The sequence below is a fragment of the Pseudoxanthomonas sp. PXM04 genome, assembly GCF_014851695.1.
GTDB classification, from domain to species: Bacteria; Pseudomonadota; Gammaproteobacteria; order Xanthomonadales; family Xanthomonadaceae; genus Pseudoxanthomonas_A; species Pseudoxanthomonas_A beigongshangi.
This window is the reverse complement of sequence record NZ_JACVAG010000006.1, coordinates 184,154-196,774: the sequence shown is the minus strand read 5'-3', so window position 1 is coordinate 196,774 and position 12,621 is coordinate 184,154. Positions and strand designations below refer to the sequence as shown.

12 protein-coding genes and 1 riboswitch are annotated in these 12,621 nt (G+C 68.3%); of the genes, 4 read left to right on the top strand and 8 right to left on the bottom strand.

What is annotated here, in order from left to right:
* The first annotated feature begins 1 nt into the window (after window position 1).
* The gene (locus tag IB228_RS15555) at window positions 2-385 is read left to right on the top strand and encodes a TfoX/Sxy family protein (RefSeq protein ID WP_141454604.1); all 384 of its coding nucleotides are present in this window, start codon (window positions 2-4) and stop codon (window positions 383-385) included.
* 6 nt (window positions 386-391) lie between these two features.
* Here IB228_RS15555 and cobS read toward each other — a convergent pair whose 3' ends face one another.
* The 3 genes from cobS to cobT are packed head-to-tail and all read right to left on the bottom strand — an operon-like array spanning window position 392 to window position 2,792.
* Window positions 392-1,138, bottom strand: a complete 747-nt coding sequence (gene cobS / locus IB228_RS15550; protein ID WP_225562484.1) for an adenosylcobinamide-GDP ribazoletransferase — start codon at window positions 1,136-1,138, stop codon at window positions 392-394.
* The gene (locus IB228_RS15545; protein WP_183640843.1) at window positions 1,135-1,731 is read right to left on the bottom strand and encodes a histidine phosphatase family protein; all 597 of its coding nucleotides are present in this window, start codon (window positions 1,729-1,731) and stop codon (window positions 1,135-1,137) included. Before IB228_RS15545 ends, cobS begins: the two co-directional genes overlap by 4 nt.
* On the bottom strand, window positions 1,728-2,792 hold the full coding sequence (cobT, locus tag IB228_RS15540) for a nicotinate-nucleotide--dimethylbenzimidazole phosphoribosyltransferase (RefSeq protein ID WP_192199120.1): 1,065 nt from the start codon (window positions 2,790-2,792) through the stop codon (window positions 1,728-1,730). The genes IB228_RS15545 and cobT overlap by 4 nt, the downstream gene beginning before the upstream one ends.
* A gap of 168 nt (window positions 2,793-2,960) precedes the next feature.
* Window positions 2,961-3,201, top strand: a riboswitch (cobalamin riboswitch).
* A gap of 125 nt (window positions 3,202-3,326) precedes the next feature.
* Here cobT and btuB point away from each other — a divergent pair.
* On the top strand, window positions 3,327-5,162 hold the full coding sequence (btuB, locus tag IB228_RS15535) for a TonB-dependent vitamin B12 receptor (RefSeq protein ID WP_192199119.1): 1,836 nt from the start codon (window positions 3,327-3,329) through the stop codon (window positions 5,160-5,162).
* Window positions 5,163-5,468: 306 nt separating this feature from the next.
* Here btuB and dinB read toward each other — a convergent pair whose 3' ends face one another.
* Complete coding sequence (dinB, locus tag IB228_RS15530) at window positions 5,469-6,539, bottom strand: DNA polymerase IV (RefSeq protein ID WP_192199118.1); 1,071 nt, start codon at window positions 6,537-6,539, stop codon at window positions 5,469-5,471.
* A 216-nt stretch (window positions 6,540-6,755) separates the two neighbouring features.
* The gene (locus IB228_RS15525; protein ID WP_192199117.1) at window positions 6,756-8,192 is read right to left on the bottom strand and encodes a PLP-dependent aminotransferase family protein; all 1,437 of its coding nucleotides are present in this window, start codon (window positions 8,190-8,192) and stop codon (window positions 6,756-6,758) included.
* A gap of 139 nt (window positions 8,193-8,331) precedes the next feature.
* Here IB228_RS15525 and IB228_RS15520 point away from each other — a divergent pair, with 139 nt between their 5' ends.
* Both IB228_RS15520 and IB228_RS15515 read left to right on the top strand, forming a co-directional pair.
* Window positions 8,332-8,655, top strand: a complete 324-nt coding sequence (locus tag IB228_RS15520; RefSeq protein ID WP_192199116.1) for a hypothetical protein — start codon at window positions 8,332-8,334, stop codon at window positions 8,653-8,655.
* A 28-nt stretch (window positions 8,656-8,683) separates the two neighbouring features.
* Window positions 8,684-8,890 (top strand): twin transmembrane helix small protein, encoded by a 207-nt coding sequence (locus IB228_RS15515; RefSeq protein ID WP_183640831.1) that lies wholly within the window; start codon window positions 8,684-8,686, stop codon window positions 8,888-8,890.
* Between the two features lie 165 nt (window positions 8,891-9,055).
* On the opposite strand, the gene IB228_RS15510 is transcribed toward IB228_RS15515, so the two are convergent.
* Genes IB228_RS15510 through IB228_RS15500 form a run of 3 tightly spaced genes read right to left on the bottom strand, consistent with a single transcriptional unit; the run spans window position 9,056 to window position 12,503 of the window.
* Window positions 9,056-9,250: a hypothetical protein gene (locus tag IB228_RS15510; RefSeq protein ID WP_192199115.1), complete on the bottom strand. Its 195-nt coding sequence runs from the start codon at window positions 9,248-9,250 to the stop codon at window positions 9,056-9,058.
* Window positions 9,247-10,398 carry a PepSY-associated TM helix domain-containing protein gene (locus IB228_RS15505; RefSeq protein ID WP_192199114.1) on the bottom strand — a complete coding sequence of 384 codons (1,152 nt, stop codon included), beginning with the start codon at window positions 10,396-10,398 and terminating at the stop codon, window positions 9,247-9,249. The genes IB228_RS15510 and IB228_RS15505 overlap by 4 nt, the downstream gene beginning before the upstream one ends.
* 8 nt (window positions 10,399-10,406) lie before the next feature.
* Complete coding sequence (locus IB228_RS15500) at window positions 10,407-12,503, bottom strand: TonB-dependent siderophore receptor (protein ID WP_192199113.1); 2,097 nt, start codon at window positions 12,501-12,503, stop codon at window positions 10,407-10,409.
* Window positions 12,504-12,621 lie beyond the last annotated feature (118 nt).

The following is a 12,621-nucleotide window of genomic DNA, read 5'->3' as shown; positions in this document are numbered from 1 at the left end:
CATCAGCACCGCGAAGATGCGCAATATCGGTCCCAAATCGGCGGCCTGGCTGCGCCAGGTCGGCCTGCGCACGCAGGAGGATCTGGTGGCGGCCGGTTCGGTGGAAGCCTTCATGCGGGTCAAGCGCGCCGGTTTCCGTCCCAGCCTCAACCTGCTGTACGCGCTGGAAGGCGCACTGCTGGACTGCCATTGGCAGCACCTGCCGGAGGAACGCCGCAGCGAACTGCTGGTGGCCTACGACGCCGCCGCCGCGCTGCTGCCGCCACCCCGTGGCCGTCCGGCAGCCGCGCCGGTGACCACCACCACCCATGGGCAGGAAGATGAAGGCAGCGCGCCTTCGATGAACCTGTTCGACTCGCCGGGCGGCGGCGAACAGGACGACTGATCCGCCTCAGGACAGGCGCCACGCCGCCGGCGCGAGCGCCAGCGCCAACAGCAGCAGCGTTTCCAGCACCTCGGTGCTGGCGCCGAGGCAGTCGCCGGAGATGCCGCCGAGGCGGCGCTTCCAGTACCACGCGGTCAACGGTGCCAGCAGCAGGCACGCCAGCAACGGCGGCGCCAGCCACAGGCTGATCGCCGCCAGCGCCACGCCCCACGCCCAATCCCAGTACGCGCCTTCGTTGCGGTACCAGGCGAAGCGCTCGGCCATGCCCGCATGCAGCGGCGGCAACCAGCGGCTCCACAACAGCGTGGTGGCCCAGCGCGCCCACGCAGGTACCAGCAGCACGCCCCACAGCCACGCGCCATCGGCCAGTTCGGCCAGCAGCACGAACTTGGCCAGCACCTGCATGACCACGGTGACCACGCCGAACACGCCCATGTGCGGATCCTTCAGCACTTCCAGGAAGCGCTGCGGATCGCGATGCGCGGCACCGAAGGCGTCGGCCACGTCGCCCAGCCCGTCCAGGTGCAATGCGCCGGTCACCCACACCCAGGCCAGCAAGGCCAGCAGGCCGGCCAGCCACGGGCGCGCGTCCAGCGCCCACAGCGGCAGCGCCACCAACGCGCCGATCAGCACGCCCACCAGCGGGAAATACACCGCCGTGCGGCTCAGTTCTTCCTCGCGGAAGTCGCGCAGTTGCGGCGTGGGCAGGCGGGTCAGGAACTGCACCGCCAGGATCAGCTTGCGCATGCTCATGCCTGCCGCACCTCGATCAGTTCGCCCCACAGCTGATCCCGGTCATCGATCTGCACGCGCAGGCGCAGGCGGGTGCCGTAATCGATGCGCACCGCCCACAGCGACGCCAGCGGCAGGCCGCAGGCCAGCGCCAGCGCCAGTCGCAACGGGCCGGCATGGCTGACCACCAGCGCGGGCGAGGTGTCTTCGCGTCGCGCCAGCGCGCGCAGGCCGCGACCGACGCGTGCTTCGAAGCCGGCCCAGGGTTCGGCGTTGGGCGGCGGATGCGCGCCGGGATCCCGGTAGAAATCCTGCAAGGCGCGCTGCGAGTGCGGGTCTGCCGCAAGGGTGTCGCGATGGCGACCGTCCCAGTCGCCGAAATCCCACTCCGCCCAGTCATCGGCGATGTCCACCGGCAACGCCTGCGCGGCGGCCAGCGCCTGCGCGGTATGCAGCGCACGCTGGCGTGGCGAACTGATCACCCGTGACCAGGCAATGCCCGTGCAACCGCCGCAGACCGCGTCGGCGGCGCCCGGCAGCAGCGGCGGATCGGTGCGGCCATCGAAATGACCGACGCGTCCGGTCGAGGCATGGCGCACCAGGTCGAGGATCATGGCGTCTCGTCGCGTCCGGAAACCGCGGCTTCGGCGAAGGTGGCCATGCCGGCGTGCAGCGCGCAGGCCAGTCGCAGCAGCGGCACCGCCAGCGCGGCGCCGCTGCCTTCGCCCAGGCGCAGATCCAGTTGCAGCAGCGGGCGCGCTTCCAGCGCGGCCAGCACGCGCGCGTGGCCGCGCTCGGCGGACTGGTGCGAGAACAGCAGCCATGGCCGCGCCTGGGGTTGCAGGCGGACCGCCGCCAGTGCCGCGGCCGAGACGATGAAACCGTCCACCAGCACCGGTACGCCCCGCTGGGCGGCGGCGATCATCGCGCCGGCCATCGCGGCGATTTCCAATCCACCGACACGACGCAGCGCCTCGCGCGCGGGCTGCGGGTGCGCGGCGATGTGCGGACGGTGCAATGCAAGCGCGTCCGCGATCACCCGTTGCTTGTGCGCAATCCGATCGCCCTGCAATCCGGTACCCGCGCCGACCAGTTCCTCCAGCGGCAGATCCGCCAGCGCGCAGGCCAACGCGCTGGCCGCGGTGGTGTTGCCGATGCCCATTTCGCCGAACACGAACAGATCGGCGTCGCCGGCCGCTTCCACCGCGCGCCTGCCCGCCGCCAGCGCATGCGCGAGTTCATCCTCGTCCATCGCCGCTTCCACGCTGAAGTCGCGGGTGCCCAGGCAGGGCTTGTCGGCGTGTACGCCGGCGATGGGCTGGCTGCCGCGGGTGCCGGCATCCACCAGCCGCAGCGGCAGACCGAGTTCGCGCGCCAGCACCGAGATCGCGGCGCCGCCGTGGGCGAAGTTGTGCAGCATCTGCACCGTCACCTCGGACGGAAACGCCGACACGCCCTGGGCGACCACCCCGTGATCGCCGGCGAACACGATCACCGGCACCCGTGCCAGCGTCGGACGATCGGCGCGTTGCAGCGCCGCCAGTTCCACCGCCAGGGTCTCGATGCGGCCCAGCGAGCCCTGCGGCTTGGTCAGCTGATCCTGGCGCGCGCGCGCGCGTTCGGCGTGTTCGGGGGAAGGTTGCCGGCAATCGGCGAGGATCCAGTCGGAAGACACGAGGCGATTTCTTGCGGCGAGGGAACCGGGATTCTACGGGAGGCCTCGCGCCCATCCCCGCCCGCCCCGATGCATGCCTTGCCTTGCCCGCTTTCCATCGATGCGCGCTGCCGCCCGGGCGCGGCCCGCCCATCCACAGGATCGGCATCCGCCAGACCGGTATCTGGTAGGATCGCCGCGCTTTCTGGTGACCCGCGGACGATTCCGCCCCGGGTTGAAACGGGAAGCCGGTGAACCCGCGCACGCCATCCCGGCGCTGCGGGTGATTCCGGCGCTGCCCCCGCAACGGTAAGCGAGCCAGGACAGGGCATACGCCACTGTGCATCCGCACGGGAAGGCGCCCTGGCCGGCGATGGCGCCGCCATCGCGCTCGCAAGCCCGGAGACCGGCCCGAAAGACGACTGGTTGCGACGCGGCGGGCGTTGCGGCGGCGAGCGCCGTGCGTACGGCCGTTTCCGCTGTCTTCCCGTTCCCGCGTTGCCGCCTCCCCTCGTTATGCCGCGCGGGAGCGCGCGGCGCATGGAGCCGATTGCAATGCCACCTATCCGTACCCTGTCCCTGGCCGTCGCCCTGGCGCTGCCGGGCCTGGCGCTCGCCCAGGACGCCGCCACCGAACTGGACGAAGTCGTCGTCACCAGCACCCGCACCGCGATCGCGCTGGAAGACAGCCTGGCGCCGGCGCAGGTCATCGACCGCGCCGACATCGAGCGCAGCCAGGCGACCTCGCTGCAGGATCTGCTGCGCGGCCGCGCCGGCATCAACCTGACCAATGCCGGTGGCCCGGGCAAGCAGACCTCGCTGTTCCTGCGCGGCACCAACTCCAGCCACACCCTGGTGCTGATCGACGGCGTGCGGGTGAACTCGGCTGATTTCGCCGCCGCCGCCATCCCGGATCTGCCGCTGGCGCAGATCGATCGCATCGAGATCGTGCGCGGCCCGAACTCCAGCCTGTACGGCTCCGAGGCGATCGGCGGCGTGATCCAGATCTTCACCCGCCGCAACCAGGGCACCTACGCGCCGCACTTCCAGATCGGCGGCGGCAGCAATGGCCTGCGCCAGGCCAGCGCCGGCTTCGGCGGCGGCGGCGAGCGCGGCTGGTTCGGCGCGGACGCGGCCTACCAGCGCACCGATGGCATCAATGCCTGCCGCGGCTCGGTATCGCAGGGTCGCGGCTGCTACGCCGACGAACCTGACCGCGACGGCTACCGCAACGTCTCTGCCAGCCTGCGCGGCGGCTACAAGCTGACCGACACGCTGACCGCCGAGGCCAGCGCGCTGCGCGCCGAAGGCGCGAACCGGTACGACGGCTACTACAACTACACCGAGAACGTGCAGCAGGTGTTGAATGGCAAGGTCCGTTACGTGCCGACCGACCGCTTCGCCCTGACCGTCAACGTCGGCCGCAGCGACAACGAGACCGACAACTACCGCAACGAGGTCGATCACGACAGCACCCACAACACCCACCGCAACACGGCCAGCGCGCAGGCCGACATCGGCCTGGGCCAGGATCAGTTGCTGACCGTCGGCGCGGATTGGTACATCGACCATCTCGACAGCACCACCGACTACGCCGCCGACAGCCGCCGCAACACCGCCGGCTTCGTCGAGTACCAGGGCAAGTTCGGCGCCCACCAGTTGCAGGCCAGCGTGCGCAACGACGACAACGAGCAATTCGGCAACCACACCACCGGCAACCTCGGCTGGGGCATGAGCTTCGGGCGCGGTTTCAAGCTCAGCGCGACCTACGGCACCGGTTTCAAGGCGCCGACCTTCAGCGATCTGTACGACCCGTGGAGCGGCAACCGCGACCTGGAGCCGGAGAAATCGAAGAGCCTCAATGTCGGTATCGCCCAGAACGGCGACGCCTGGCGCTGGGCGCTGGATCTGTACGAGACCCGCATCGATGATCTGATCACCTATGACGGCAGCAGTTTCGCGATGGTGCAGGTGGACGAGGCCCGCATCCGCGGCGCCGAGTTCACCGTCGACGTCACCCTGGCCGGCTGGGATCTCTCCGCCCAGATCAGCCACACCGACCCGCGCAACCGCAGCGCCAGCAACAACGACAAGCTGCTGCCGCGCCGCGCGCGCAACACCGGTCGCATCGACGTGGATCGCGCGTTCGGCGACTTCCGCGTCGGCGCGACCGTCAATGGCGCGGGCTACCGCTACGACGAGCTGACCAATGCCACCCGCCTGGGCGGCTTCGCCACCGCCGACCTGCGGCTGGAATACGCGGTCACCCCGGAATGGACGTTGCTGGCCAAGGTCGACAACGTGTTCGACCGCGAATACGAAACCATCGCCTGGTACAACCAGCCCGGTCGCGAATACGGCCTGAGCCTGCGCTACCAGCCCAAGCGCTGATTGCGTGCATGAAAAAGCCCGGCAGACGCCGGGCTTTTTCTTTTTTGCCATCCCTCCCTTGTGGGAGCGACGTAAGTCGCGATACCGGAAAGCCGGAAACTCCGGAAAAGCTCGCGACTCACGTCGCTTCCACAGGGAGACATCCGGGTTACGGAGATTTATCGAACAATCCTTGCTGCTCGACCGCGAGTGCCGGGCGCCTTGTTGCCTTTCTCCCTTGTGGGAGCGACCTAGTCGCGATACCGGAAAGCCGGAAACTCCGGAAGAGCTCGCGACTCACGTCGCTCCCACAAGGAAAAATCCAGGTTACGAGGCGTCTTCAAACAGCCCGGGCTGCTCGACGACATCCTCGCGATCGCGGAAGCCGGACAGGCCCACGCCGACCAGCCGGTACAGGGTGTCGGCCGGCAGGTCCACGCGTTCGCGCAGGGCCAACGCGATGGCGGTGAACTCCTCGAGGGTGGCCGGCGGCGCTTCTGGGGTGAAGCTGCGGGTGAGGATGCGGAACTGCGCGGTTTTCAGCTTCAGCACCACGGTGCGGCCGACGCGATCGGTCTTGCGGGTCGCTTCCCAGGTCTTGCCGGCCAGGCGCCGCACCGCCTCGCCGATGTCCGCCAGCGGCACGTCGCGCTCGAAGGTGTCCTCGGCGGAAATCGACTGCACCGGCTGATCCGGTTCCACCGGGCGCTCGTCGACGCCGCGCGCACGCCGGAACAGGCTGCCGCCGAAACTGCCGAAGCGCTGTTCCAGTTCGATCTGCGGCCACTCGCGCAGCTCGCCCACGGTGCGGATGCCCATCGCGTGCAGCTTGCCCAGCATCACCTTGCCGACGCCGGGAATCCGCTCCACCGGCAGCGGGATGAGGAAGGCGTCCACCTGACCCGGCTTGATCACGAACAGGCCGTCCGGCTTGCGCCAGTCCGAGGCGATCTTGGCGAGGAACTTGTTCGGCGCCACTCCGGCGGAGGCGGTCAGCGCGGTTTCCTCGCGGATCTGCGCGCGCACGGCCTCGGCGATGGCGGTGGCCGAAGGCAGGTCGGTCTTGGGCGCGGTCACGTCCAGATAGGCTTCGTCCAGCGACAGCGGTTCGACCAGATCGGTCTGGCGCAGGAAGATCTCGCGCACCTGCCGCGACACCGCCTTGTAGCGCGTGAAGTCCGGCGGCACGAAGATGCCGTCCGGACACAGCCGTTCGGCGCGCACCGCCGGCATCGCCGAGCGCACGCCGAAGGTACGCGCCTCGTAGGAGGCCGCGCACACCACCGAACGCGCGCCGCGCCAGGCCACGATCACCGGCTTGCCGCGCAACGACGGATCGTCGCGCTGCTCCACCGACGCGTAGAACGCGTCCATGTCGATATGGATGATCTTGCGCATGCCGGCGGTATTGTAAGAGTCCTGCAGTCTTCTTTCCCTGCGGGAGCGATGTCGGTTGCAATGGCGGGAACCTTACCCTGAGGAAAAACTCGCGACTTACGTCGCTCCCACAAGTGGGGTTATGGATGGCAGGGCCAAGGATTTGAGAATTTTTCCTTGTGGGAGCGACGTCAGTCGCGATGGCCGGAATCGTCCGCTGAGGGAAAATCTCGCGACTTACGTCGCTCCCACAGGTGGGGACAGGAAGGCGGTGGCCAGCGTGCCCAGGGTCGTGATGGCCTGTTCGGCGCGTGCGTCCAGCGGATGGCCATAGTTGAGGCGGATGCAGTGGCGGAAGGCGCGGCTGGCGGAGAACATCGGTCCGGGCGCGAGGCTGATGCCCTGGGCGAGCGCCTGCCGGTGCAGGGCCAGCGCATCGACCTGCGGCGGCAGTTCCACCCACAGGAAGTAGCCGCCCTGCGGCCGGGTCATCCGCGTGCCCTCGGGGAAGTGCCGGGCGATCGCGCCCATGTATTCCTGCCGCTGCCGTTCCAGCGCCTTGCGCAGGCGCCGCAGGTGGCGCTCGTAGCCACCCTTTTCCAGGTACGCGGCCAGGCCGAGCTGGCTGGGCGCCGAGGTTGCCAGCGAGAACGTCAGCTTGTGGTGGGCGATCTCGCGCCGGTAGCGACCCGGCGCCACCCAGCCCACCCGATAGCCCGGCGCCAGGCTCTTGGAGAACGATCCGCAATGCAGCACCCGTCCGCCGCGGTCGAACGCCTTGGCCGGCGGCGGGCGGCGTTCGCCGAAATACAGCTCCGCGTAGACGTCGTCCTCGATCAGCGGGATATCGTGACGATCGAGCAGGTCCACCAGCGCGCGCTTCTTCTCGTCCGGCAGGGTGCAGCCCAGCGGATTCTGGAAACTGGTCATCAGCCAGCACGCCGCCGGACGATGGCGTTCGATGGCCTGCGCCAGCGCGTCCAGGTCGATGCCTTCGCGCGGATGGGTGGGCACCTCCAGCGCGTGCAGGCCATGCCGTTCCAGCGCCTGCAGGGCGGCATAGAAACAGGGCGATTCCACCACCACCGTATCGCCGGGCCGGGTGACCGCCTGCAGGCACAGGTTCAACGCTTCCAGCGCGCCGTTGGTGATGACGATCTCGTCGGCCGACACCTGCACGCCGGCGATCAGGTAGCGCAGCGCGATCTGCCGGCGCAGCTGGATCTTGCCGGGGGTCAGATCGTCCACCGTGCTCCACGGATCCAGCGATTGCGCGGCGCCGGCCATGGCCCGGCCCAGTTTGTCCAGCGGATACAGCAGCGGGCTGGGAAACGCCGAACCCAGCGGCACCACGTCGTGGACCATCGCCGATTCCAGCACCTCGAACACCAGTTCGCTGACGTCCACCGGCCGCGCGCCGTCGGCTGGCTGCGAGGCGCGCTCGGGCTCCGGCGGCAATGGCCGCGCGTCATCGGCCACGTAGTAACCCGAGCGCGGGCGCGAGCGGATCAGGCCGCGCGCTTCCAGCAGGTAATAGGCCTGGAACACCGTGGCCGGACTGACCTTGCGGCGGGCACTGGTCTGGCGCACCGACGGCAGCCGCTGGCCCGGCCGCAGCAGGCCGTCACGGATGGAGCGGGCGATGTCCTCGGCCAGGGATTCGTAGCGCTTCATGGGAGCCTTCCAAATCAACCGGTTACCGACATGGCGTCAAATCTGATCCGGTTTTCTGGCAGGGATTCTGATTCTTGGACAACTGCTCCGCAATGCCTAGGATCCCCTCCAGACTTCTCCTTCCCGCAGCCCCGACTCCATGAACGCGCAGGTCGAACTCAATCTGGCCCTGATCCTGTTTCTGCCCTGGTTCGCGATCCTGGCCGCGCTGTACTGGATCTACCCGCGCCAACCGCGCGGTACCGGCCGGCGCCTGTTCGACACCATCGCGCTGGTGCTGGCCACCGCGCTGTCGGCCTGGGGCATGCACTGGGGTTTCCTCAACGCCGATCCCAATGCCGGCGCGATCTGGAAACAGGTGCTCGCCACCTCCGTCGCCTACGGCCTGTTCCTGATGGTGATGACCCTCGCCATCGCCGTGCGGGCCTGGTGCATGCCCGCTTCCCCCGCGCGCGCCCGCTGACGCGCGCCCACTTCACCGGACCACGTCCATGAAACTCCTGCTCGTCCTCGGCTTTCTCGGCATCATCATCTACAACCTCGGCGCCGGCCTGTACTACATGCTGGTCGACACCGGCGGCAGCAAACGCACCGTCAACGCGCTGACCCGGCGCATCGGCTTCTCCGTGGCTCTGATCGTGATAGTGATGATCGGCATCGCCAGCGGCTGGATCCAGCCGCACGGCGTGCTCAACTGATTTCGTCGCCAACGGGTGGCGTTCGACACGCCACCTCGTCCGGGCATGGCGTCAAGAAGCGACGCCATGCCGATTTCGATCCGGCTCAGGCCCGCGCCGTCTATGCGCAGGCGGTGCTGTCGCCACTACGCGCGCTGCACGCGCGCGATTCGGATCCGGGATAGATCAGGAACGCCGGCCGCGCTCGCGTTTGACCCAGGCGCGTATCGCCAGCGCCACCAGCGCGGTGAACACCAGCCAGGACACCAGATTGAACAGGCCGTCCCCCATCAGCGCGCTGACCAGTCCGACCAGGCTGGCCAGCGTGATCCACGCCGGTGCCACGAACGGACTGGAAGGACCGCGTTGGGCCCGGCTCATGCCTGCGCCTCGCCGTTGCCGATCAGGCCGCTGCGCTCGATTTCGGTGACGCGCGCCTCGGTGCTACCACGCTTGAACCATAAGTACAGGCCGGACACCAGCACCCCGATGGTCAGCAGATCCAGCAGCGCCCACAGGATCTTCAGCGGCATGCCGCCGTAGTCGCCGAAATGCAGCGGCTGCGAAAGCAGCAGCGTGGTCATGTAACCGGGCAGTTCCGGCTTGGCGGTGAGTTCGCCGGTTTCGGCGTCGATCAGCACCGGACGATACAGGCGTTCGGTCAGTGGCGTGTTGCCGTGCATGAACACGCCATAGTGGTGGTTGCCGCTGTAGCCGGTGCCCGGGAAGCTCACGAACGCCGGCACCATGTCCGGCTCGGACGCGCGCGCCGTCGCCACCGCCGCGTCCAGCGAAGCCAGCTTTCCGGGCCGCGGGCGGTCCTGGTAGCGCGCGGCGAACTCGCCGAGCTGATCGGCTTGCCACGCCTGTTCCAGCGGACCGGCGAGCGTGTTGATCGCGCCGGTGATGCCGACCACGAAGGCCCAGCCCAGCGTCACCACGCCCAGCACGTTGTGCAGATCCAGCCAGGCCAGCCGGCGGCTGCGACCAGTCCGCAGCGTGCCGAACGGCAGCTTGCGCATGAACGGACCGTACAACACCAGGCCGGACACGATCGCCACCGCGAACAGCAGCGCCATCGCGCCCAGGAACAGCATGCCCGGCAGGCCGACGAAGACGTCGGTGTGCAGCCGGTAGAGGAAATACATCACCCCTTCGTTGAACTGCGCCGCCGGCAGCACCTCGCCCGTGTACTGGTGCAGCACCGCGGTGTGCATCTCCGGCGGCGGCGTATCCGGCCGCGCGCCGGTGTTGACGTAGACGCTGGGCGAATGGTCATCCCAGCCGAAGAACAGCGGCACGTCGCCCGGATACTTCGCCAGCGCCTTCTCCACCAGCACGTCGATATTGGCCGGCTGCGCACCCGGCGCCGCCGCCTCGACTTCGGGGTCGGCGCCGGTGAGGTGGCTGATTTCCTCCCAGAACACCAGCGGCAGGCCGGTCAGGCACAACAGCAACAGGAACAGCGTGCACACCAGGCTGGTCCACTTGTGGACCAGGAACCAGGCCTTGAGCGTGCTTCGCTGCATGGCGGGCCTCAGAAGCGGTAGGTGACGGTGCCGGTCACCATGCGCGGGTTGCCGCTGAAGCAGTCACCGAAGTTGCGGCACGGCGCGTAGTACGCCTTGTCGAACAGGTTGGTGACGTTGAGCGCCATCGTCCAGGATGGCATCTGCAGTTCCAGCAGCGCGTCGGCCAGCGTGTAGCTGGGCGTGCGCACCACGATGCTCGCGCCGGTGGAGACAGTCGAACCCACATGACGGCCACCGATACCGGCGCGCAGCTTCATGCCGTCGCCGATCTCGAAGCCCTTGGCGACCCAGACCGAGGCCAGATCCTGCGGGGTGTCGTTCAGGCGCTTGCCCAGTTCCGGGGTGAAGTTGCTGCGGGTGACCTTGGCGTTGTTGTGGCTATAGGCGGCGGTAATGGTGAAATCGTTGTCCGACACATAGGCGGCTTCCAGCTCCACGCCCTTGGATTCGATTTCACCGGTCTGCACCGTGTTCAGCACGTTGTCCGGGTCGTTGGTCTGGCGGTTGGTCTCGGTGATGCGATACACCGCCAAGGTGGCGAACAGGTTGCGGCTCGGCTGCCACTTCACGCCGGTCTCGTACTGGTCGCCGCGCATCGGCTCGAACGCGCGGCCGTACAGATCCTGGCCAGGTACCGGCAGGAACGACTCGCTGTAGCTGATGTACGGCGACAGGTTGGCGCCGATGTCGCCGATCACGCCGATGCGGTAGGTGGTCTCGTTGTCGGTCTTGTCGCGCAGGCCCTGGGTCTTGGAACGCACGTGGTCGCGACGCGCACCGAGCACGAGCGATACGCGGTCCGCGTAGCGGATCTGATCCTGCACATAGACGCCGGTCTGGGTGGTGCGCTGGTTGGGCAGCCGCCCCCATTCCGGGATGGTGACGCCGGTGGAGACCGGGTTGTAGATGTCGATAGGCGTACTGGCGCCCGAGAAGCTCAGCGCCTCCTCGCGGAAGTCGGTGTAGTCCACGCCGGCCAGCAGCAGGTGGCGGAACGCGCCGGTGGCGAAATCGAACTGCAGCGCGTTGTCGGTGGTCAGGATCCGGTTGTCCGGCTTCACGCCGTACGACAGCCGGTTGAGCACGCGGTTGTCGGCATCGATGAAGGGATTCTCCGGATTGCTGTAGGTATCCGGGAACAGCTCGCGGAACTCGGTCTCCGAGTCGATGTAGCGCAGGCTGGAACGCCAGGTGATCACGTCGCTGAAGGCGTGATCGAACAGCACGGTCGCGCTGATCTGGCGCGCGTCGAGCTTGTCGAAATCCTTGTCGCCCAGGAAGGTCGACGGATCCAGCCGACGGCCCGGCGGCGCCTTCAGGGTGGCCGCCACCGGCAGGAACTGCTGGCTGGAAGCGGTGCGATCACGCTGGTAGCTGGCCAGCACGGTCAGGTTGCTGCGTTCGCCGCGCCAGGTCAGCGAAGGCGCCAGGTAGATGCGGTCGTCGTCGATGTGATCGGTCTGCATGCCCGAATCGCGCACCACGCCGACCAGCCGGCCGGCCAGGTTGCCCGAACCGCCCAGCGCGCCGGTGATGTCACCCTGCAGCTGGCGGCGGTCGAAACTGCCGACCTGCAATCCAATTTCACCGGCGGACTGGAAACTCGGGCGCTTGCTCATCGCGTTGATGATGCCGCCCGCGCCGCCGGCGCCGTACAGCACCGACGAGGGGCCGCGCAGGACTTCCACCCGCTCCAGGCCATAGACCTCGGGCCGCGCCATCGGGCTGAAGTTGTAGAGCTTGCGCATGCCGTCCAGGTACTGCACCGGATCCAGGCCGCGCACGGTGCTGGCGTCGCCGCGGGTATCCAGGCCCCAGGCGTCGGCGGTCACGCCGGCGCTGTAGCGCAGGGTTTCCTGCAGGTTGTTGGCGCCGCGATCGATGAACAGGTCCGAGGTCACCACGCCGATGGACTGCGGGGTCTCGGTCAGCAGGGTGTCGGTCTTGGTCGCCGTGCTGGCGCGGTCGGCAACCACCTGCACGCTGTCCAGGGTCCTGGCGTCGCCGGAATCCTGGGCCTGGGCCAGGGCGGAGGCCAGCAGGGAGGGCGCCATCAGCGACAGCAGCAGGCCGTTGCGGCGGCCTCGGACAGGAGCGGGCATTGCGGTTTCCAATCGGGTGGGAGCCGGAAATTATGAGAAGCGGCACCTTCAAACGCAAATGATTATCGTCCACACGGACTCCCGTCCGCGGCCGCGCCCGCTGGGCCGGCGGGATGGC